The sequence below is a fragment of the Shewanella sp. SW32 genome, from assembly GCF_025653365.1.
Lineage (GTDB): Bacteria > Pseudomonadota > Gammaproteobacteria > Enterobacterales > Shewanellaceae > Shewanella > Shewanella oncorhynchi.
The window spans coordinates 16406-37210 of the sequence record NZ_JAKKSJ010000018.1 but is presented as its reverse complement, the minus strand read 5'-3'; the positions used below and the strand labels follow the sequence as shown (position 1 = coordinate 37210).

At 43.9% G+C, this 20805-nt stretch carries 22 protein-coding genes and 2 tRNA genes; 13 read left to right on the top strand and 11 right to left on the bottom strand.

The features are described from left to right. Window positions 1-24 precede the first annotated feature (24 nt). A complete protein-coding gene (gene ruvX / locus L5M28_RS12335) occupies window positions 25-450 on the top strand; it encodes a Holliday junction resolvase RuvX (RefSeq protein ID WP_006082513.1) in 426 nt (141 codons plus the stop codon). 87 nt (window positions 451-537) lie between these two features. On the opposite strand, the gene hemH is transcribed toward ruvX, so the two are convergent. The 4 genes from hemH to L5M28_RS12315 form a co-directional block, all read right to left on the bottom strand. Continuing rightward, the gene (gene hemH / locus L5M28_RS12330; RefSeq protein ID WP_263203445.1) at window positions 538-1551 is read right to left on the bottom strand and encodes a ferrochelatase; all 1014 of its coding nucleotides are present in this window, start codon (window positions 1549-1551) and stop codon (window positions 538-540) included. Window positions 1552-1583: 32 nt separating this feature from the next. Continuing rightward, window positions 1584-2123: a glutathione peroxidase gene (locus L5M28_RS12325; RefSeq protein ID WP_263181280.1), complete on the bottom strand. Its 540-nt coding sequence runs from the start codon at window positions 2121-2123 to the stop codon at window positions 1584-1586. A 186-nt stretch (window positions 2124-2309) separates the two neighbouring features. Beyond that, the gene (locus L5M28_RS12320) at window positions 2310-3422 is read right to left on the bottom strand and encodes a PilT/PilU family type 4a pilus ATPase (RefSeq protein WP_028761282.1); all 1113 of its coding nucleotides are present in this window, start codon (window positions 3420-3422) and stop codon (window positions 2310-2312) included. A gap of 9 nt (window positions 3423-3431) precedes the next feature. Then, window positions 3432-4469 carry a type IV pilus twitching motility protein PilT gene (locus tag L5M28_RS12315; protein ID WP_263203444.1) on the bottom strand — a complete coding sequence of 346 codons (1038 nt, stop codon included), beginning with the start codon at window positions 4467-4469 and terminating at the stop codon, window positions 3432-3434. Between the two features lie 35 nt (window positions 4470-4504). Between L5M28_RS12315 and L5M28_RS12310 the strand changes: the two genes are divergently transcribed. The 8 genes from L5M28_RS12310 to L5M28_RS12275 all read left to right on the top strand — a co-directional run bounded on the left by L5M28_RS12310 (window position 4505) and on the right by L5M28_RS12275 (window position 11616). Further along, window positions 4505-5203, top strand: coding sequence for a YggS family pyridoxal phosphate-dependent enzyme (locus tag L5M28_RS12310; RefSeq protein ID WP_263203443.1), 699 nt, complete (start codon window positions 4505-4507; stop codon window positions 5201-5203). 215 nt (window positions 5204-5418) lie between these two features. Then, entirely contained in the window at window positions 5419-6237 is an 819-nt protein-coding gene (gene proC, locus L5M28_RS12305) for a pyrroline-5-carboxylate reductase (protein ID WP_263148732.1), read from the top strand. A gap of 46 nt (window positions 6238-6283) precedes the next feature. Continuing rightward, complete coding sequence (locus L5M28_RS12300; RefSeq protein ID WP_263148731.1) at window positions 6284-6832, top strand: YggT family protein; 549 nt, start codon at window positions 6284-6286, stop codon at window positions 6830-6832. Next, entirely contained in the window at window positions 6832-7137 is a 306-nt protein-coding gene (gene yggU, locus L5M28_RS12295; RefSeq protein WP_168824592.1) for a DUF167 family protein YggU, read from the top strand. The genes L5M28_RS12300 and yggU overlap by 1 nt, the downstream gene beginning before the upstream one ends. A gap of 135 nt (window positions 7138-7272) precedes the next feature. Further along, a complete protein-coding gene (locus L5M28_RS12290) occupies window positions 7273-7707 on the top strand; it encodes a DUF4426 domain-containing protein (protein ID WP_263148730.1) in 435 nt (144 codons plus the stop codon). 122 nt (window positions 7708-7829) lie between these two features. Then, a complete protein-coding gene (rdgB, locus tag L5M28_RS12285) occupies window positions 7830-8447 on the top strand; it encodes an RdgB/HAM1 family non-canonical purine NTP pyrophosphatase (protein ID WP_131523655.1) in 618 nt (205 codons plus the stop codon). Next, window positions 8447-9613, top strand: a complete 1167-nt coding sequence (gene hemW, locus L5M28_RS12280; protein ID WP_263148729.1) for a radical SAM family heme chaperone HemW — start codon at window positions 8447-8449, stop codon at window positions 9611-9613. Before rdgB ends, hemW begins: the two co-directional genes overlap by 1 nt. 152 nt (window positions 9614-9765) lie before the next feature. Next, on the top strand, window positions 9766-11616 hold the full coding sequence (locus L5M28_RS12275; protein ID WP_263203442.1) for a DUF885 domain-containing protein: 1851 nt from the start codon (window positions 9766-9768) through the stop codon (window positions 11614-11616). A gap of 656 nt (window positions 11617-12272) precedes the next feature. On the opposite strand, the gene L5M28_RS12270 is transcribed toward L5M28_RS12275, so the two are convergent. From L5M28_RS12270 to trmB, 5 genes are all read right to left on the bottom strand, one after another. Next, window positions 12273-13214 carry a LysR family transcriptional regulator gene (locus L5M28_RS12270; protein ID WP_006082526.1) on the bottom strand — a complete coding sequence of 314 codons (942 nt, stop codon included), beginning with the start codon at window positions 13212-13214 and terminating at the stop codon, window positions 12273-12275. A 439-nt stretch (window positions 13215-13653) separates the two neighbouring features. Further along, complete coding sequence (locus tag L5M28_RS12265; protein WP_173497617.1) at window positions 13654-14475, bottom strand: YggN family protein; 822 nt, start codon at window positions 14473-14475, stop codon at window positions 13654-13656. 183 nt (window positions 14476-14658) lie between these two features. Beyond that, window positions 14659-15573, bottom strand: coding sequence for a glutaminase B (gene glsB, locus L5M28_RS12260; RefSeq protein WP_113939414.1), 915 nt, complete (start codon window positions 15571-15573; stop codon window positions 14659-14661). Continuing rightward, entirely contained in the window at window positions 15573-15899 is a 327-nt protein-coding gene (locus L5M28_RS12255) for a YggL family protein (RefSeq protein WP_028761293.1), read from the bottom strand. The genes glsB and L5M28_RS12255 overlap by 1 nt, the downstream gene beginning before the upstream one ends. A gap of 48 nt (window positions 15900-15947) precedes the next feature. Further along, a complete protein-coding gene (trmB, locus tag L5M28_RS12250; RefSeq protein ID WP_173497616.1) occupies window positions 15948-16664 on the bottom strand; it encodes a tRNA (guanosine(46)-N7)-methyltransferase TrmB in 717 nt (238 codons plus the stop codon). 200 nt (window positions 16665-16864) lie between these two features. Here trmB and mutY point away from each other — a divergent pair, with 200 nt between their 5' ends. Next, on the top strand, window positions 16865-17971 hold the full coding sequence (mutY, locus tag L5M28_RS12245) for an A/G-specific adenine glycosylase (protein ID WP_263203439.1): 1107 nt from the start codon (window positions 16865-16867) through the stop codon (window positions 17969-17971). Window positions 17972-17973: 2 nt separating this feature from the next. Next, window positions 17974-18252: an oxidative damage protection protein gene (locus L5M28_RS12240; RefSeq protein ID WP_011788659.1), complete on the top strand. Its 279-nt coding sequence runs from the start codon at window positions 17974-17976 to the stop codon at window positions 18250-18252. Window positions 18253-18338: 86 nt separating this feature from the next. Here the strand turns inward: L5M28_RS12240 and L5M28_RS12235 are convergent, their stop codons facing one another. Next, on the bottom strand, window positions 18339-18914 hold the full coding sequence (locus L5M28_RS12235; RefSeq protein WP_173243624.1) for a YceI family protein: 576 nt from the start codon (window positions 18912-18914) through the stop codon (window positions 18339-18341). 4 nt (window positions 18915-18918) lie between these two features. Continuing rightward, complete coding sequence (locus tag L5M28_RS12230) at window positions 18919-19470, bottom strand: cytochrome b (protein ID WP_173243621.1); 552 nt, start codon at window positions 19468-19470, stop codon at window positions 18919-18921. A gap of 389 nt (window positions 19471-19859) precedes the next feature. Here L5M28_RS12230 and L5M28_RS12225 point away from each other — a divergent pair. Together L5M28_RS12225 and L5M28_RS12220 are read left to right on the top strand one after the other, a co-directional pair. Further along, window positions 19860-19935, top strand: a tRNA-Phe gene (locus tag L5M28_RS12225). Between the two features lie 34 nt (window positions 19936-19969). Then, window positions 19970-20045: transfer RNA gene (locus L5M28_RS12220), tRNA-Thr, on the top strand. Window positions 20046-20805 lie beyond the last annotated feature (760 nt).

Sequence of the window (20805 nt, the reverse complement as noted above, 5' to 3'; positions counted from 1 at the left end):
TTTATTAATATAAGTCAGCACACTATGAATTCGAAAACCGTATTAGGCTTTGATTTTGGCACTAAGAGCATTGGTGTCGCTATAGGCCAAGAAATCACCGCTAGCGCCACGCCATTGTTGTCAATTAAAGCCGTCGATGGGATCCCAAATTGGGATCAGATAGGCGACTTAATCAAGGAGTGGCAACCCGACTTAGTCGTCGTTGGCCTGCCCTTAAACATGGATGGCACAGAGCAAGATATGACCCACAGGGCGCGTAAATTTGCTAATCGCATCAATGCTAAGTTCAAAGTCAAAATAGCCACTCAAGATGAGCGATTAACTACCACTGATGCTAAGGCAAGATTATTCGAATTGGGCGGGTTTAAGGCACTGACCAAAGGTCAAGTCGATGCGGTGTCTGCAGTCCTTATCATCGAAAGCTACTTCGAAAATAACTTCAGCAAGTAATGCCACAATAAATAAAACTACAAAAAAAAGAAAAGGATAAGTTGCCTTATCCTTTTAGTTTGATGTTTAACCCGATAAATTACCGGATCAAAAATGTGGCTTCACTAAGTTGGCCATCATAGTAATGTGCGCATCATCGTCATTTAATGCAGCGATGTAACGGAACTTCTCCCCGCCCGCCTCAGCAAAGAGATGACCATTCTCACCAACAATTTCTTCCAGCGTTTCTAAACAATCGGCGCTAAAAGCTGGGCAGACGATAGCAATATCACGCACGCCTTGTTGCGGCAACGCTTTCAAAGTCGCATCGGTATAAGGTTGTAGCCATTTGGCTTTACCGAAACGCGATTGAAATGTCATCACAAACTCATCTTTACCTAACCCAAGCTTTTCGGTAACCAGTCGAGTCGTTTTCATGCAGAAGCAGTAATACGGATCGCCTAAATGCAAATTACGCTCAGGCATACCATGGTAAGACAACACCAATTTTTGCGGTTTACCATGGGCTTCAAAATCAGCCGTGATCGAATTAGCTAACGCGTTAATAAAGTCAGCATTGTCATGATAAGTATTAATAAAATGCAGTGCTGGAATATAGCGCCACTTGGACAACTCAGCCGCAATAGCATCAAATGCAGAACCTGTGGTTGGCGCCGCATATTGGGGATACAGAGGTAACACCACAATTTTATCTATGCCATTTTGATGCATAGTTTGCAATGTACTGGCGACCGATGGACAGCCATAACGCATTGCTAAATGGACAGAAACATCATAGTTATCGGCTTTAAGTTTATCCGCTAACTTCGCCGTTTGACGCAAACTAATGTCCATTAACGGTGAACCTGCCGCTGTCCATACCTTCTGGTATAACGCCGCCGATTTTGCAGGGCGTACCCGCAAAATGATCCCGTGTAAAATCATCATCCACACTAATTTAGGGATCTCGACGACTCGGGGATCTGCTAAAAACTCTGCAAGATAACGTCTAACAGCAGATGCTGTGGGTGCATCTGGAGTACCTAAATTCAACAACAACACGCCTACTTTGCCGCGCTGCCCGTGTCCAACTTCTTTGGATAAGCCTGAAAATTTAGCCAAAACAGCCTCTTAATTAATAAATATTCGTAAGATTAAAGTACAGATTCTATCGCTTGCTTAAGCTCTTCACTATCTGGCTTCACTTTAGAATTGAACTGTTGCACAACCGCACCATCACCGCTGACGACATACTTATAAAAATTCCACTTAGGCGCACCGGTTTTTTCGGCTAAGTATTTGAAGACACTATTAGCGTCACTACCACGTACTGGCGATGTCGACAGCATAGTAAAGGTGACACCGTAATTGATGTAACACACTTTAGCCGTATCTTTCTCATCATTTTCTTCTTGGAAAAAATCATCCGATGGGAAACCAATGACCACTAAGCCTTTATCTTTGTAGTTTTCATGCAATGTTTCGAGCGCTTTAAACTGCGGGGTGTAACCACAGTTACTGGCCGTGTTGACAATCAAGACTGGTTTTCCCTGAGTCAATTCACACAGATTAACCGTCTCTTCAGAATGTAATTTTCGTACTTCAAGGTTCAGATACTCGGGACAAGTGGCCGCCATAGCGCCAACACTCATCAAGCTCGCTGTCATAGCGAATATCATAGGTAATTTTTTCATTGCTTTCTCCTTTACCTGTACATTACGTAAACGTACTAGGTAAAGATCATATTGAATTAAAAAATAAAAGCTATGGATAATGGCAACATAGCGATGAAGTAGAACCGATTGAGCTGAACGAAAATCTAATACACAAACAAAAAGCAGCCCATAAAGAGCTGCTTAATCCAGAATCTGGCTCTCGTGTTAGTCCATGTCTAAGGTGACACCTTCCATAAAGCCTGAGCCCGTGGATTCTTTATTCTGTAATTTAATCATCAAACGTAAATCGTTCGGTGAATCAGCATGGTGCAGCGCATCGGCGTAACTAATCTCGCCATCGACATAAAGTTTCAGCAAGGCCTGATCGAACGTCTGCATGCCCTGCTCGTTGGATTTTGCCATGGTTTCTTTGAGCAAATGCAGCTCGTTCTTCGCAATTAAACTCGCCACCCTTGGGGTGTTAATCAATACTTCAATCGCGGCGCGACGCCCTGTGCCATCGACTTTCGGTATCAATTGCTGCGCCACAATACCGCGTAAATTCAATGATAAATCGAACAACAACTGTTGATGCTTACTCTCAGGCACGAGATGCATAATCCGGTCTAACGCTTGGTTGGCGTTGTTGGCATGCAAGGTTGCCATACAAAGGTGACCCGTTTCTGCAAATGACAGCGCAAACTCCATCGTCTCTTGGGTACGAATTTCACCAATCAAGATCACATCGGGAGCTTGGCGAAGGGAGCTTTTTAGCGCCGCATCGAAAGATTCAGTATCTATGCCCACTTCACGCTGAGTGATTATGCTTTTTCTGTGGTCGTGAACGAATTCAACCGGATCTTCAATAGTCAAAATATGCCCACGGGCATGACCATTGCGATAACCCACCAAGGCCGCCAAGGACGTTGACTTACCCGTTCCCGTTCCGCCTACCATAATGATGAGGCCACGTTTGCTCATCACCAGATCTTTTAGAATAGGCGGCAATTTTAAATCATCGACATCAGGGATTTTAGTCTCAATACGGCGCATCACGCAGCCAGGCGATTCACGCTGCCAAAAAGCGCTCACCCGAAAACGACCTAAATCCTTTGCCGCAAAAGCGAAGTTACACTCACGAGTGGAATGAAACTCTTGCTTCTGCGCCTCTGTCATTAACGACTCAACAAAATCCAGTGATTGTGCTGGTGTAAACGCACTTTCTGCCAAGGGACGCAATTCACCGTCAATCTTGGCACTCGGCGGAAAACCCGCTGTGATGAACAAGTCGGAGGCTTTGCGTTCCACTATCACTTTTAAAAACGGACGAACATCCATCATAAATCCTTAAAATGTCGCTTGTTTATTCGAACTCTTCGCCATTGCATCTTCACGGGTGATAAGACCGCGATTGACTAAGTTCTGTAAACATTGCTCTAAGGTCTGCATTCCATGGGCCATACCTGTTTGAATTGCCGAATACATCTGCGCCACTTTGTCTTCACGAATTAAATTGCGGATAGCAGGCGTGCCCATCATGATTTCATGGGCGGCGACACGGCCTCCTCCCACCTTTTTAATCAGGGTTTGCGAAATAACCGCTTGCAGCGATTCAGACAACATAGTGCGCACCATGTCTTTTTCACCGGCGGGGAATACGTCGACCACACGGTCAATCGTTTTCGCGGCAGAAGTAGTATGCAAGGTACCAAACACTAAGTGGCCTGTTTCAGCGGCGGTCATCGCCAAACGAATGGTCTCAAGGTCACGCATCTCACCGACTAAAATCACGTCTGGGTCTTCACGTAGTGCGCTTCTAAGCGCCGCATTAAAGCTGTGGGTATGGCGATGAACTTCACGTTGGTTAATCAAACATTGCTTATTTTGGTGAACGAATTCGATAGGATCTTCAATGGTTAAGATATGATCATGTCGATTTTCATTCACGTAATCCACCATGGCGGCAAGTGTGGTACTCTTACCCGACCCCGTAGGTCCAGTCACTAGGACTAATCCGCGAGGGAAACTGGCAATTTTTTTTAAAATTTCCGGCGCACCTAATTGCTCAAGTGACAAAATGTCACTTGGAATGGTACGAAACACAGCCGCTGCACCACGGGATTGATTGAATGCGTTAACACGAAAGCGTGCAAGATTAGGGACTTCGAACGAGAAATCGATTTCTAAATGTTCTTCGTAGTCCTTGCGCTGCTTATCATTCATTATGTCGTACACTAAACTGTGTACACCTTGATGATCGAGCGCAGGCAGGTTAATTTTTCTCACTTCACCGTCAACACGGATCATGGGAGATATCCCTGCAGAAAGGTGTAGATCCGAGGCTTTGTGTTTTACACTAAATGCCAATAACTCAGTGATTTCCATCGTTTGGGATATCCTTGCAACTAGATAATTACATCATGACAACAATAGCAGACAGACTCGCAATCGCCCAGCGCAGGATCACACAAGCAGCGCAAAAATGTGCCCGCCACCCCAGCAGTATTCGCTTACTTGCCGTCAGCAAGACTAAACCTATTGAAGACATTATAGCAGCCTACCAAGCGGGTCAGCGTTGCTTTGGCGAAAACTATGTCCAAGAAGGCGCTGAAAAAATTACTGCGCTCAAGGGGGATTTCCCGGACATAGAATGGCATTTTATCGGCCCACTCCAATCCAATAAAACCAGCATAGTCGCCCAGCATTTCGATTGGATGCATACCCTCTCACGCGACAAAATTGCCCTACGTCTCAATGAGCAACGTCCGGCCGAATTGACGCCATTAAACGTCTGTATTCAAATTAATATCAGTGCTGAAGACACAAAATCTGGCATAGATGCGGCTCAAATGCTGCCACTGGCCGAACTGATAGCTCAGCTACCTAACTTAGCACTGAGGGGCCTAATGGCAATTCCAACGGCAACCGCGGATACAGAGTTACAGCTTAAAGAGTTTTCCATGTTAAACAATCTATTTCAAGAACTTAAATCGCATTATCCCACTGTAGATACGCTTTCAATGGGGATGAGTAATGACCTAGATACAGCGATTAGCTGCGGTTCAACTATGGTGCGTATTGGCAGTGCCATTTTTGGTGAGCGCAATTACGCTGTGTAAAATCACGTTAGGCATTTAGTTAGAGGTCAGTTTAACCTTGTTTTTAGCACTTTATGCCCAAATACTGTATTCAAGAACACCGAACATTAACGATTTAAGAGCAATTAGCGAGAGTCGATAATTAGGCTCAGTCATTCAAATGACTAACCGTTTTATCATCTTAATTTAAGGTGAAGATGTTACAAGTTAACGGTTAATACACTGAAGAGAATCAAATGGATCAACAGAAAATCTGCTTTATCGGTGCCGGCAATATGACGCGCAGCATCATCAGTGGCTTAGTCAATAGCGGCTATCCAGCTCAACTCATCCAAGCGACTAATCCCAGCCAAGGTAAACTCGATGCACTAAAAGACGATTTTGGAATTTTGATTTCTCAGGATAATTTAGCCGCGGCGCAAGCTGCCGATGTCATAGTACTTTCGGTAAAACCACAATTGATGCAACAAGTTTGTGAAGCATTACAGACAGTCGAGCTGTCGAATAAGTTAGTCATCACTATCGCTGCGGGCATTAAAGCAAAGCGATATACCGACTATCTGGCACAAGACATCAAACTTATCCGCGCCATGCCAAATACGCCGATGCAAATTAGTGTGGGTATGACTGGCCTCTATGCGCCTCAAAGCATTACTACCGATCAGAAAGCCATTTGCGATCGTTTGATGTCAAGCGGCGGCGAAATAGTGTGGGTAAATGAAGAGTCAGATTTAGATCAAGTGATTGCACTATCGGGCAGTTCACCGGCTTATTTCTTTTTGCTAATGGAGTCTATGATAGATGCAGGCAAAGAAATGGGAATGGATGAAACAAAAGCCAGAAGTTTAGTGCAGCAAGCTGCGCTTGGCGCTGCTATGATGGCAAAGCAAAACCCACAACTGACCTTAGGTAATTTAAGGGAGAATGTTACTTCAAAGGGTGGCACCACCGCACAAGCGCTGGCGACATTTGAAGCTGCGGATATGCGCGGCTTAGTAAAAAAAGCCATGGAAAACTGTATTAATCGTGCAGAAGAAATGGCTAAAACATTTTGATCCACTAACACGTTTTTATATCGAACTTTAATAGGTAGAAATCTCGATGAATGCATTTACCTTTTTAATCACCACTCTATTCGATCTCTATTTGATGGTGGTGATTTTGCGGATTTGGTTACAACTGGCAAGGGCAGATTTTTACAATCCTTTTAGCCAATTTATTGTTAAAGCAACTCACCCGCTCATCGCACCAATGCGCCGTATTTTGCCTTCCTTAGGGCGATTTGATACCGCATCTTTCGTCCTCGCATTATTGGTTGTGATAGCCAAGCTGCTACTAATTAGCCTCATTGCGGGCGGTGGCATAGACATACTGTTATTTTTGCTGTTTGCCATTGTATCTGTGGTCAAAAAAGCAGGGGTGCTGCTATTTTGGATGCTATTAATACGCGCAATCTTAAGCTGGTTTAACCAAGGCTATAATCCAATTGTAATGATTATGGGTCAGTTAACTGAACCCGTATTAGCGCCAATACGTCGTATCATACCGCCAATTGGTGGTTTAGATTTATCCGTAATGCTGGTCATTATTGGTATGAATTTCCTCAATATGTTACTTGCTCAATATATCCCTTATTGGGCAGTGATCTAATGAGTGCAGTGACTTTGCAGCAGGGTGACCTGCTGCTCAATCTCTACATTCAGCCTAAGGCTAGCCGAGATCAAATTGTAGGGTTGCACGGTGATGAGCTAAAAGTAGCCATCACTGCGCCCCCGATAGATGGCAAAGCGAATGCCCATTTAAGCAAGTACTTAGCAAAAGCTTTTAAAGTGCCAAAGAGCGATATTCACATATTAAAAGGTGAACTTGGCCGACATAAACAAATCCGCATTATTGACCCTAAGATCATCCCAAGTGTCATTACTGAACTGATGGGGCAAGATAGTGAAAGGTAATTCAGTTGAAAGGTCACTCAGTTAAAGAATCGTACAACTGAAAACGAATTAATCCTTTGAATGCTATTAATTTATTAGAAAAAATAGTCACAGCGGCCCTATAATCCAACATTCCCTAATATGAGGTATCCCATCATGTTCCGTAATCTTCTCGCTGTATTAGCCCTCACGGCCAGCCTTTGCGGTGTTGCAAATGCCGAGCAAAAAGAAACTGTCGGCAATTTTGATATTCATTACATGGCACTTGGCAGTACATTTTTAACGCCTAGCATAGCCAAATCCTATGGCATTAAGCGCAGTAACTACACTGGCATCATCAATATTGCCGTATTAGATATTAGCGAAGCGAATAAGCCCGCAGTACCCGTTGAAATTACTGGAGTTGCTAATAATTTGTTAGATGCGCGAATCAATCTAACGTTTAAAGAGATCCGCGAAGGTGATGCGATTTATTACATTGCCGAAGTGCCCTACCGCGATGATCAGGAAATCAACTTCAATATCGCAATTAAATATGCCAATCAACTGAACACGAACTTACAGTTCAAGCAAAAATTCTACGTTGAATAAACCTATTTTATACCTTTGTTGGCGTTGCTTTCCTGTAGCGCCAACCCCTTTCCCTGTCCTTTACTATTGAGCTTGGGTATCATAGTGCCAACGCACGTCGCCCCATTTATGATAGGTATTCCATGCAACAAATCGTCCTCGCCAGCGGTAATAAAGGCAAACTCGCCGAATTCGATCAAATGCTCGCAAGCTACGGTGTCACTGTACTGCCGCAGAGCCAGTTTAATGTCAGCGAAGTAGCAGAAACGGGTACCACTTTTGTAGAGAATGCCATTATCAAAGCAAGGCATGCCGCCGAAATCACCGGACTTGCGGCCATTGCCGATGATTCGGGTTTAGAAGTGGATTTACTCCAAGGCGCTCCAGGCATTTATTCAGCACGTTACGCGGGCGAAAATGCCAAAGATCAAGACAACGTATTGAAACTACTTGAGACGTTAAAAGACCAGCCAGCACCTCGCGGGGCAAGATTCCAATGCGTACTGGTATATATGCGCCATGCGAAAGACCCTACCCCGATTATTTGCCAAGCCTCATGGGAAGGCCAAATCGACTTTAGCCAACGCGGCGCTAATGGCCATGGTTACGATCCGATTTTTATCCCTGAAAATTATCAATGTAGCGCGGCAGAGCTGAGCAGCAACGAGAAAAATGCCTTAAGTCATCGTGGTAAAGCTCTAGTGCAACTCATCGCCGCCATGCAAGCCCAAGGCGTATTAACAGGCGGGAATGCACAATAATGTCGTCAACTGCCGTGACTACTGCGATAAAGCTCGAACTGCCACCACTCAGTCTGTATATCCATATTCCCTGGTGCGTACAAAAGTGTCCCTATTGTGACTTTAATTCCCATGGCCAAAATGGCGAACTGCCACAAGAGGCTTATGTTGATGCGCTATTGGAAGACTTACGCCAAGATTTACATCTCGCCCAAGGGCGGCAGATCCATACCATCTTTATCGGTGGCGGCACGCCATCCTTATTCGATGCTAAACAAATCAAACGCATACTCGATGGTGCCAATGCGCTAATTCCCTTTAGTGACAATATCGAAATCACTATGGAAGCCAATCCTGGTACTTTAGAGCACGATGACTTTAGTGCCTATCGTGCAGCGGGCGTCACTCGTTTATCTATCGGGGTGCAAAGCTTTTCTAAGGATAAACTCAACTTACTCGGACGTATTCACGATCAAAACGAGGCACAAGTCGCCGCTCAAAAAGCCAGCCAAGCGGGATACTTGAGTTTTAACCTCGATTTAATGCATGGATTGCCCAATCAAAGCTTTGCTGAAGCTATGGCCGATATCGACACGGCTGCGGCGCTTAACCCGCCACACCTATCTTGGTACCAGTTAACGATTGAGCCCAACACCCTATTCCACTCAAAACCGCCACAGCTGCCCGATGACGAAGCACTCTGGCATATCTATGAGCAAGGTCAACAAAAGTTGGCCGCATTAGGGTATGAGCAATACGAAATATCTGCCTATGCAAAACTCGGTTACCAATGTAGGCACAATCTCAACTACTGGCAGTTTGGGGATTATCTAGGCATAGGCTGTGGCGCCCACGGCAAAGTGACGCTGCCTGAAGAAAACCGCATCATACGCACGGTAAAAATTAAACATCCCAAGGGATATCTGAGTGCCCACAACTACACCTTCGAATCGATTGAAGTTGCAGAGGAAGACCGCGCGCTCGAATATTTAATGAATCGCCTACGTCTGATGACACCTATCCCTAAGCAAGAATTTGAACTGCGTACCGGACAGCACAGAGACACATTGACCGAAGGAATGGAAAAAGCCAAACAGCGCGGTTTACTGACAGAATCCGCTGAACATTGGCAATTAACCAGTAAAGGTCATATGTTTGTTAATGATTTACTGACACAATTCTGTTAAGTCTGCCGTTAAAATAGCTCTATAAATAATGTGTTAGCTTTAAATAGTGCAGTTTAATACTATTACTGCTAACACATTTTCTAACATTAATATCCATACATTCTTGTCCAGCTTCTTTAGAATTGATGCAACTCAATCTAGGAAGCCTGATCATGCCAATAAAAACTAAAATCAGCTTAGTCGCACTAACCCTTTCAGCCCTGCTGACCATTCCCGCGTATGCAGCATCAAGCTCGCCAGCCTTACACAGTGCAAGTGAACCTATGAATGCAGTAGTGCAAACCGAATCAGACAAAGCCAATGCGTTGTTCGAAACCATCTTCATGGAAAACATCATGGCGAGTCCCATTTCGCAGACCTATATGGGGATCAAGCAAGACTATGATAAATGGGATGAACTAGGTGATGCCGCCGATGATAAAACCCTAGATCGCACAAAAAAACAACTGGCGCGGGTCAATCAGATTGATGCGACCAAACTCGATCCACAAACTCATCTTAGCCTCACGTTACTGAAGCAAAATCTGCAAAATGACATCGAAGATGACCAATGGCGCTATCATAATTACCCTGTGAATCAGATGTATGGTGGCCACTCTATGATCGCCTCCTTCTTAATTAACCAACATCAAATCACAGATGTCAGCGATGCCAAGGCCTATATCAGCCGCTTGAATGGCGTGCCCAAACGTTTAAGTCAATTACAGACAGTATTAGAAGTTCGCGCAGATAAAGGCATTATCGCGCCTAAGTTTGTATTCGCCTATGTGATTTCAGACAGCCAAAACATCATCAAAGGTGCGCCTTTTGATAAGGGTGACGACAGCGCGCTACTCGCAGATTTTCGCCGTAAAGTGAACCCATTAGCGATTCAAGAGACAGAGAAGCAAGCACTGCTTAAACATGCTGAGCAAGCACTCATTACTCAAGTTGAACCCGCCTATAACAAGCTCATCAGTTACATAAAAACCTTAGCAGCCAAAGCTGATGACCGCGATGGTGCGTGGAAACTCCCTAACGGCCCCGCCTATTACAATAATGCCTTGACACGAACGACCACGACAAACATGAGCGCCGATCAAATCCATGACTTAGGACTTTCTGAGGTGGAACGTATTCACAATGAAATGCGTGCCATCATGAAGAAGGTCAATTTTAAAGGCGATTTGCAGCAATTCTTTAGCTTTATGCGTGATGATCCCCAGTTCTACTACCCCAATACCGCCGAAGGTAAAGCCGCCTATTTAGCTGAGGCGACTAAGTTCATCGACAATATGAAGTCGCGCTTGGATGAAGTGTTCAAAGTAAAACCTAAGGCCACCATGGTAGTGAAGCAGGTTGAAGCCTTTAGGGAAAAATCCGCGGGTAAAGCCTTCTATGAACAACCGGCACCGGATGGTTCTCGTCCAGGTAGCTACTATGCAAACCTATATGACATGAAAGCCATGCCGAAATACCAAATGGAGGCACTGGCCTACCACGAAGGTATTCCGGGTCATCACATGCAGATAGCCATTTCCCAAGAACTGCAAAATATTCCTAAGTTCCGCAAATTTGGTGGCTATACCGCGTATATCGAGGGCTGGGGTTTATATAGCGAATCTTTCCCGAAAGAAATGGGACTCTACGCCGATCCCTATTCTGACTTTGGTCGCCTAGCAATGGAGTTGTGGCGTGCCTGTCGCTTAGTCGTTGATACTGGTATCCACGCTAAAAAGTGGACCCGCGAGCAAGGCATAACCTATTACGTGGACAATACGCCAAATGCTAAATCAGATGCGGTGAAAATGGTTGAACGCCATATCGTTATGCCATCGCAAGCGACAGCCTATAAAGTAGGTATGATTAAACTACTAGAGCTAAGACATAAAGCAGAGCAACAACTTGGCAGTCAATTTGATATCCGCGACTTCCATACGCTAGTACTTGCTAACGGCGCATTACCACTGGATGTGTTAGAGCAACAAGTCGATCTCTGGATAGCCAGTAAGAAGCAGGCCTAATGCCTTAATGCTTAGCCGTGAAGCACTGTTAACTTGCTTCACGACTAAAGCGACATAAGTGAAAGTCTTAAGCTGCGCCCAATAAAAAAGCCACTCGAAAGTGGCTTTTTTATTGGTACCATTATCCCGTTAGATAACAGAACCCTTCTCACTGTGGGTCACTATATTTGTTGCATTAATATATGCTTTAGCACTTGCCTTCACATCATTTAACACACAGTTGCGACTTTAGGGTACAGGGAGACAAAACTTGTGTTCAAGGCTGCAAACCATCAATAAAAAAATTACCTCAGCGATAAGGCTGAGGTAAACCAAAAACTAGGATGATGGTTTAAAGAGCCAACATTGTTTTAGTTCTCAAACTTCTGTTGGCTGTGATCCAAAACTGCATTAACGCCGACCTGTATACAAAAATTGAAAGGGGTCATTTCCAATAAACGTATAGGACTCAGATCATTCCGAATCAACTGTTACCATTGTATTCAATTAAGAACAGAGTTCAAGGATGTTATAAAAAAGTGCTTTAGTAACCCCTAAAAAACCATCAACAAATGTACTCATTAACTCAACCTAAAGTATTGATTTTAAATGACCAGAAAAGTACCTGCCCAATTTAAAACCACATAAGACTGCTTTTGAGAACAATGTTTCCTATTTTACTGACGTTTACTGAATAATTCGACATAGGGAGCATCCCAATACGGTGGCGTTCCTATGTGATCTTTGATGAATTCGATAAAAGAACTAACCTTAGGTGCTAAGTGCTTACGACGGGGATAAACCGCCTGCAATGGCAGATGGTGGGTCAATTGCCAATCCTTCAGTAAAGGCACTAATGTCCCCTTGGCAATCTCATCTTCCATCAGATAACTCGCAAGATACACAACCCCAAGACCACTGATTGCAGCAGATTTTAATGCTGGTGCGTTATCCACCCTGAAATTACCCGATACGCCAATTTCACAGTAGTCATCACCCTTCTTAAATTGCCACATGCTGTGCTCGTGCCACTCGCCTTGATAGACCAAACAGTTGTGGTCAACTAACTGCTCAGGTCGAGTTGGCTCGCCATGTTGAGCAATATAGCCAGGCGAAGCAACTAACAGGAATTGGCACTTCATCAGAGGTCTAGCAACCATGCCAAGCGGTAATTGCTCAGACATAGTTAACAGTAAGTCTAAGCCTTCGCTCACGACATCCACTTTATGGTCCAGTAAGCTCACTTGTAGCTCAAGCTCAGGGTGTTTTGCCATAAAAGATGGCAACGCAGGAATGATATGCATCACCCCAAAGGATTGGGAAATTCCCACTTTAAGCACGCCGCGGGTCGCATCATTTAAGTTATGCACGCTGGCTATCGCTTGTTCAGCGTCACGTAGCAATTCTTCACCTTGCAGATACAGCAAATGCCCTGCTTCAGTCAGGCTTAAGCTGCGGGTGGTACGTTGAATTAATTGAACACCAAGTCTATGTTCAAGATCGGCGACTTGTGTACTGACCTTAGACTTAGAGATCCCAAGCCTTCTTGCGGCGGCACTAAAACTACCTGCTCTGGCCACATGAGTAAAAATCGCAATAGGTTCTAACAGTTCTAACATGGAAGTCGCCTTAAGCTGTTTACGACAATGATATTAACTTTCGGTGAGCAGCTATGGTTAGCGTAATCATCGCTTAAAAATAACCATAGCATTGATATCTCGCATCAAAATGATATAACGCAGAGATTTAGACCGAAAAAGTCCACTAAAGTAGGGGGTTATATCTGACTGATATGCCAGCTTTTAATTATATTTTAAGAGTATACCAAATATTCGTCTCTAGACTGTAACATTCCGAACTAAATCGCTGCAAGCCTAGCCTATAAGCCACATCAACTTAGCCATAAGGGTTGTCGCCACGATTAAACCGTAGCCAATAAAAAAGCCCCTAGTCGATAAATTGACTAGGGGCGTAGCATTCAAGTTTGACTCATGCACAAGGAGATAGAAGTTATTGCAGTTAAAACTAAGGGCGATTCGCAAGAACTATTTACAAGAACTATTCACGCAGTTCCTTGGTTGAGTTTTGTGTCAACACATAAGGTGCTAGTTCTGGCACTTCTTGGCGCAATTGATTTTCAAGCACTAACAAATTTTCAAATCGGTCGCACAAACGGTCAGCCTTAGCTTCTAATCCCTTAGATTGGCTCTCAACTTGTTGCTCAATATCTTGGCCTAAATTGTCCATTTTTTTGGAGAAGGTATCCATCTTGGCTTCAAAATTCTCACCGCCACCAGACATGATTTGGCCACCTAAGTTCATCATAATTGCGCCAATTGAATTCTGGACAATTTGTTCCATTTCCTGCTCGAATTCATCGTTAAATGTACTTTGCATCGAGTCTTCAGTCGCCCCTAAATAGAAGCTATCACCATTCTTATAAGCCACTGAATCAACCCGTTTTTGAACGCCAGCCATCATTTCATCAAATTTTGCACCAGCGGCATCACCCATTAAAGGTGTTAAGGCCATACCAACCGCTTTGGAAGCAAGAGATACTGCCTCATTCACCAGTTCAATCACTTCTGGCACTTGAGTCGAAACTTCATCGGCATATTGAGTAACCAATTTTTTCTGCTTGTCGGTTAAGTTAACTTGCTTACCTTCCACAAATAACTTGTCAACTTCGATGCGATACTTTTCTGTGCCCTTCTCGCTCATGACTAATTTTTTAGGCTCAACCATAACGTCATAATTTAAGGAAACTTCACAGCGTTCATCTATTTTTGGCTCTGTTTGTGCTTGCGCCAGCTGCACGCTAGATGTTCCTAAAATCACGCCAGATAATGCAAATCCAGTTAATAACTTATTTAATTTCATTTTTGTTCGTCCTTTAATCTGAATAATTCGATAAACCTAAACTACTGAATAGCTTATAGCAGGAGACGTGCCAACTTTATAACAATTTGATTATGTTGAATTTTTAAAAGTTAGCACTAAAAGGTCATTAGCGAAATTCGCTAACATTTAGTCTAATAGTGCTAATAAAAACGAGAGATAAGACTAGAAAATAGAACGACCGAGACGCTGACTGAGATGCTCAAGCATCGCAGTGCCCGCAAGTGAGTTGCCATTATTATCGAGTTCTGGCGACCATACACAAATCGACAGTTCTCCAGGGATCACGGCAATAATACCTCCGCCGACGCCACTTTTACCTGGCATACCAACACGATAAGCAAACTCACCCGCACCATCGTATAGGCCCGAAGTCGCCAACAGAGCGTTAAGTTGCCGAGTTTGCACTTGAGAGATAAGCTCAGTCCCTGTGATACTTTTACCGCGATTAGCCAAATACAACATGGCCTTAGACAAGTCAGCACAATTCATCTTCAAGGCGCAATAATGAAAATAGGTGCGCAGCACAGTATCAACATCGCCTTGAAAATTACCAAACGACTTCATCAAATAAGCGATAGCCGCATTGCGCGCACTATGCTGATATTCTGAATCTGCTACTTGTTTATCGAAACACACTTTATCGTTTTGGCTTAGTTGCCTGACTAACTCAAGCATTCTGTGTTTAGGTGCCCCTAAACGACTCTGCAATAAGTCCGCAATCACTAACGCGCCAGCATTGATAAATGGGTTGCGCGGCTTGCCACGTTCTAACTCGACTTGTACTAAAGAGTTGAATGAATGACCCGAAGGTTCTTTGCCAACACGGCTCCAAATTTCGGCTTCTTCATATAAAGTTAACGCTAAGGTTAAGCTGAAAACTTTGGAGATACTTTGAATCGAAAACGGCTCAAGGTAATCGCCCGCACCTAAAGTTTCACCGTCAACAGTCGTGACGGCAATACCTAATTTGCCAGCATCAACGCTGGCCAGTGCGGGGATATAATTTGCAACCTTTCCTTGGCCGAGCAAGGGTCGAACTTTCTCGACCACTTCCTCAAGTAATGCCAACTCGGGCATTAACCCCACCAAATGTCGTACAGTTCGCTAACTTCAACCTGAGACACTTTTTGGGTCGCCCAGAATGCCTTAACTGCAGCAATATCTTCTTCGGTACATTTCCCAATCGTTTGAGTGGCGATAATGCCTTCCCATTCGATGTGGCCGCCGCCATGGAAACCTAATTTACGGGTTTCGATCACTTCATCGATGAATTTATCTACAGTTGCATCGATATCGGCTTCAGATACTGATGCATCAAAAGTCCAAGCCATATCGAAACCTAACTCTTGGAATTCATCAACGCGCATTTTCTTACGTAAACGACGGCTACGATTAGTTGCCATAGTGATTTTCCCTTTTGTGTTTAAAATTAGCTAAAATTGAGTTCGTGATTAAGCGATACGCTCAAACATCAGATCCCATACACCGTGACCCAGTCTATGGCCGCGGGCTTCAAACTTTGTCAATGGACGATGATCAGGACGCGGCACAACACTGCCATCGGCCGACTGGTTTTGATAACCCAGTGCGGCTTGCATCACCTCTAACATATGCTCGCTGTACTCTTCCCAGTCAGTGGCCATATGGAACACACCGCCAATTTTTAGCTTGCGACGAATAAGTTCGGCAAATTCAGCTTGTACGATGCGGCGTTTATGGTGACGTTTTTTATGCCAAGGATCTGGGAAGAACAATTGCACTCGGGCTAATGAACCGTCAGCAATCGCATGTTCTAATACTTCCATGGCATCGTGATGATACACACGTAAATTAGTCACACCAGCAATGGCGGCATCACTGAGGCAAGAGCCTACACCCGGTTTATGTACTTCAATACCAATGAAATTTTGCTCTGGTGCATCTTTAGCCATTTGTACTAAAGAGGCGCCCATGCCAAAGCCTATTTCCAGCACAGTATCAGCTTCACGACCAAAAACGTCGCTTAGTACCAATGGCACTGGGCTGTAATCTAAACCCATTGTTGGCCACTGGCTTTCAATAGCGTGTGCTTGGCCTTTGGTTAAGCGACCTTCTCTCAGGACAAAGCTTCTGATCTTGCGCAGATACTTGCCTTCTTCATTAAATTCAGCGGTAGTGACTTCGCTCATTTTTGCCTCGTCTAGTGGACAACACCATCATAAAAGAAGGGCATTATCCAAAGTTCAACATACAGTGCAAGCACTAATGGGGCGAAAGTATACCAAGATTATTTAAGAGTGCGAATTTAGCAGCGATTTTTAGCTTTAGATCCCTTGCCAACTTATCTTTGACGCTTGTCTAAGAAGATAACTGCCGCTACACTGCGCCGATGAAATCTACAGCCTCCTTCGCTACACGTATAGTCTCTTGGTACGACAATCACGGTCGTAAAACCCTCCCTTGGCAGCAAGATAAAACCCCATATCGCGTATGGGTTTCTGAAATTATGCTGCAACAAACTCAGGTTGCGACTGTTATTCCCTATTATCTTAAATTTATGGCGCGTTTCCCCGATGTGTTAGCACTTGCTAACGCGCCAGACGATGAGGTATTACATCATTGGACCGGTCTTGGCTATTACGCTAGGGCGCGTAATCTGCATAAAGCAGCCAAAATAATCCGCGATGATTATCAGGGATTATTTCCAACACATTTTGAACAAGTGCTCGCCCTACCTGGCATCGGCCGCTCGACGGCAGGCGCAGTATTGTCATTGTCACTTGGGCAACATCACCCCATTCTCGATGGCAACGTAAAACGTGTATTAGCAAGACATGGGGCAATCGCAGGTTGGCCAGGGCAAAAGACGGTTGAAGAGCAACTTTGGCAACTGACGGATGCCTTCACACCGCAGCAAGATATTCAGAAATATAATCAAGCCATGATGGATATCGGCGCCAGTATTTGCACTCGTAGCAAACCTAACTGTGCCGCTTGCCCTGTAGCGATTGATTGCAAAGCTCAACTGATTGGCAGACAAACCGATTTCCCTGGCAAAAAACCTAAAAAAACCATACCAACCAAAGCGGCGTGGATGTTAGTGATGATGCAAGACAACCAAGTCTTTTTAGCTAAACGTCCGCCAGCGGGAATTTGGGGCGGACTCTGGTGTTTCCCTGAATTCGCTACCCAAGCCGCCCTTGAAACTCATCTTGAAGAGCAAGGGTTTGATGCGCAGCAACTCGAATGGTTAACTGGCTTTAGGCACACATTTAGCCACTTTCATTTAGATATTCAGCCCATGATGCTTAACTTAGATAAAACTCACGGCGATAAAGCCCTCGGCAATAAAGAGAGCGTGGGCGCTGTCATGGAACAAAACCAGTCTCTCTGGTATAACATAAGTCATCCTTCCAAAGTGGGACTCGCCGCCGCCACCGAGCGCGTACTAGCCAATTTGGGATCACTCGTTCAATCCGCAGTCAGTAAGGAATAATCATGGCGCGTACAGTCAATTGCGTATATTTAAATAAAGAAGCCGACGGCCTAGACTTTCAACTGTATCCAGGTGATTTAGGTAAGCGCATTTTTGATAACATCAGCAAAGAAGCTTGGGGCCTATGGCAAAAAAAGCAAACCATGCTGATCAACGAGAAAAAACTCAACATGATGAATGTTGATGATCGTAAATTTCTTGAAGAACAAATGACCTCTTTCCTATTTGAAGGTAAAGATGTTGAAATTGAAGGTTTTGTACCAGAAAAAGACCAAGATTAATTCTGGTAGTTAGTCGGCCCTAAGTATAAAGCTTACAAAAAAGCGCCTTTCGGCGCTTTTTGTTTATCTAATGGCAGAATAAAGAGTTACTTACGCACGCCTTCAACCACTAGATCTAACTCAACATGGCTAGATGCTGGACCTAAATCCATCTTGATACCGAAATCTTTCATCGCAAAGGTGGTTGTGCCCGTAAAACCGGCACGGTAGCCCCCCCAAGGATCCTGACCTTCACCCACAGCATGGGCCCTGATCGCTAATGGTTTAGTCACACCATTTAAAGTTAAGTTGCCGTTAATCACTAAATCGCCATTTCCTTTATCTTCCACCGAAGTAGATGCAAAGGTCGCTTTAGCGAATTTGCCAGTATTAAGGAAATCTTCACCGCGAATATGTTTGTCACGCTCAGCATGGTTTGAATCGACACTTAATGTATTCACAGTGACATTCACTTTCATCGCAGTTGGTTTAGCCGCATCGTAGCTAAAATCGCCGCTAAAATCATTAAAACGCCCCACCACATAGCTATAACCTAAGTGATTCACTTTAAATGTAATAGAAGCGTGAGCGCCTTCATGATCAATCACATAGTCAGCAGCTGAAGCCGCCACAGGAGCCAATAGAGATACACCAATCAGTGCGCTTAACAGTTGCTTTTTCATTGTATTATCCTCGTTTCAATTTAATCATTCTAAGTAGGGTGGCGTCTTTATCGATAAAGTGATGTTTTAATGCGCCCACGGCGTGAATAACGACCAGCGAGATCAAACTGTAAGCCGCATATTGGTGAATATCACCCGCGATATCAGCTTGGTTTTCAAACAAAAGTCCCAATCCTGGTAGTTCAAACCAATCAAACACCCAGATACCACGGCCATCTGCGGTTGAGATTAAAATGCCAGCAGTCATGATGACAAAGAGCAAGATATAAATAATAAAATGCGCCAAATGTGCGGCCGTCTTTTCCCACGGTTTATGACTCGCCTCAGGTACAAGCTTGGGATTAACTAAGCGCCATACCAAACGAAATATTGTCGCAGCCAATAACAGAATCCCAATACTTTTATGTAGATGCGGCGCAGTCTTGTACCAAGTACTGTAGTAGGTTAACTCCACCATCCACACACCGACTGCAAATAACCCAATCACGACGAACGCACTCAACCAATGGGTCACAATGGCGGTAATTCCATAAGCAAACTGACTATTTCGAAACATACTGCGACTCCGTACTCGCGTTTTCTTCATGCTATCCATGAAATAATATTCATTATCATAAATCTAAATTTAAAAACTAAAATCAGTAAAAATCGCTTATATCTTTCTAAATTTTAGAAAGTAAGCCAAAAATCATGATCTGTGAGCACAAAGCTATAGTAAACATCAGTATCCCTCTGACTTGAAAAATACAGCCAACGAGTGAAATTGAGCTGAATTCGCAAAATAAGAGATAAAAAACACCCAAGATGTGCATTAAACAGCCGAACGAGTGATTTATCAGGAAAAAGCACTTGCAGAGGTCAAACACCCTAGCTAATATAGCCGCACTTCGAACGATACGGCTTAGCCAACGAGTTCAAAGTAGTTAACTAACGCTTAGTTTAGTTGCCCGAATAGCTCAGTCGGTAGAGCAGAGGATTGAAAATCCTCGTGTCCCTGGTTCGATTCCGGGTTCGGGCACCATTATTCTTTAGTAAAAGTTGCAGTAAAGATTTAAGCCGGCATAGCTCAGTTGGTAGAGCAACTGACTTGTAATCAGTAGGTCCCGAGTTCGACTCTTGGTGCCGGCACCATATAAAACAATGAAGCCACTCAATGAGTGGTTTTTTTGTATCTGAAATTTGAATAATAACCAACAAAGTCTGTGGTCAATCGCAACTGACTTACTCTTGATAATACCAGTAGGTCCCGAGTTCGACTCTTGGTGCCGGCACCATATAAAGCAACGAAGCCACTCATTGAGTAGCTTTTTGTAACTGAAATTTGAATAATAACCAACAAAGTCTGTGATCAATCGCAACTGACTTACTCTTGATAATACTAGTAGGTCCCGAGTTCGACTCTTGGTGCCGGCACCATATAAAACAATGAAGCCACTCAATGAGTGGCTTTTTTGTATCTGAAATTTGAATAAAAACTCACAAAGTCTGTGGCCAATCGCAACTGACTTACTCTTGATAATATCAGTAGGTCCCGAGTTAGACTCTTGGTGCCGCTGGCACTATATAAAACAATGAAGCCACTCGCTTACTCTTAGTTGCTCCGCTTAGTTACACCCCATAAATATCAGCCAGCCATCAATCAAAGCTCAACAATACCCACTGCGCCCCACTGCCACTTGCTTGCAACAGATGAGCTTAAACCTTAATTTTTCTCTCCAAAATAGAAGATAAATAAATGAGGAAGTTAGGATAAACAGCCAAAAGGAACACCTACTGGCGTTAAAGTGCTGAAACTTTCAGCGGTAAAATAAGGGTAAAACGAAAGAATCAAATAAATAAGCGCATTTTGTTTAATAGTTAATCAGTCACTTAAAAAGGGCTTGCACAGCTA

Excerpts from the sequence above, each read along its gene's own strand:
- yggU (WP_168824592.1), top strand. The coding sequence starts at position 6,832 with ATGAGTGCAGTGACTTTGCAGCAGGGTGACCTGCTGCTCAATCTCTAC.
- rdgB (WP_131523655.1), top strand. The coding sequence starts at position 7,830 with ATGCAACAAATCGTCCTCGCCAGCGGTAATAAAGGCAAACTCGCCGAA.
- L5M28_RS12255 (WP_028761293.1), bottom strand. The coding sequence starts at position 15,899 with ATGGCAACTAATCGTAGCCGTCGTTTACGTAAGAAAATGCGCGTTGAT.
- trmB (WP_173497616.1), bottom strand. The coding sequence starts at position 16,664 with ATGAGCGAAGTCACTACCGCTGAATTTAATGAAGAAGGCAAGTATCTG.
- L5M28_RS12275 (WP_263203442.1), top strand. The coding sequence starts at position 9,766 with ATGCCAATAAAAACTAAAATCAGCTTAGTCGCACTAACCCTTTCAGCC.
- mutY (WP_263203439.1), top strand. The coding sequence starts at position 16,865 with ATGAAATCTACAGCCTCCTTCGCTACACGTATAGTCTCTTGGTACGAC.
- ruvX (WP_006082513.1), top strand. The coding sequence starts at position 25 with ATGAATTCGAAAACCGTATTAGGCTTTGATTTTGGCACTAAGAGCATT.
- L5M28_RS12315 (WP_263203444.1), bottom strand. The coding sequence starts at position 4,469 with ATGGAAATCACTGAGTTATTGGCATTTAGTGTAAAACACAAAGCCTCG.
- L5M28_RS12325 (WP_263181280.1), bottom strand. The coding sequence starts at position 2,123 with ATGAAAAAATTACCTATGATATTCGCTATGACAGCGAGCTTGATGAGT.
- L5M28_RS12235 (WP_173243624.1), bottom strand. The coding sequence starts at position 18,914 with ATGAAAAAGCAACTGTTAAGCGCACTGATTGGTGTATCTCTATTGGCT.
- L5M28_RS12290 (WP_263148730.1), top strand. The coding sequence starts at position 7,273 with ATGTTCCGTAATCTTCTCGCTGTATTAGCCCTCACGGCCAGCCTTTGC.
- L5M28_RS12300 (WP_263148731.1), top strand. The coding sequence starts at position 6,284 with ATGAATGCATTTACCTTTTTAATCACCACTCTATTCGATCTCTATTTG.
- hemW (WP_263148729.1), top strand. The coding sequence starts at position 8,447 with ATGTCGTCAACTGCCGTGACTACTGCGATAAAGCTCGAACTGCCACCA.
- L5M28_RS12270 (WP_006082526.1), bottom strand. The coding sequence starts at position 13,214 with ATGTTAGAACTGTTAGAACCTATTGCGATTTTTACTCATGTGGCCAGA.
- proC (WP_263148732.1), top strand. The coding sequence starts at position 5,419 with ATGGATCAACAGAAAATCTGCTTTATCGGTGCCGGCAATATGACGCGC.
- L5M28_RS12320 (WP_028761282.1), bottom strand. The coding sequence starts at position 3,422 with ATGGATGTTCGTCCGTTTTTAAAAGTGATAGTGGAACGCAAAGCCTCC.
- glsB (WP_113939414.1), bottom strand. The coding sequence starts at position 15,573 with ATGCCCGAGTTGGCATTACTTGAGGAAGTGGTCGAGAAAGTTCGACCC.
- L5M28_RS12265 (WP_173497617.1), bottom strand. The coding sequence starts at position 14,475 with ATGAAATTAAATAAGTTATTAACTGGATTTGCATTATCTGGCGTGATT.
- L5M28_RS12240 (WP_011788659.1), top strand. The coding sequence starts at position 17,974 with ATGGCGCGTACAGTCAATTGCGTATATTTAAATAAAGAAGCCGACGGC.
- L5M28_RS12230 (WP_173243621.1), bottom strand. The coding sequence starts at position 19,470 with ATGTTTCGAAATAGTCAGTTTGCTTATGGAATTACCGCCATTGTGACC.
- L5M28_RS12310 (WP_263203443.1), top strand. The coding sequence starts at position 4,505 with ATGACAACAATAGCAGACAGACTCGCAATCGCCCAGCGCAGGATCACA.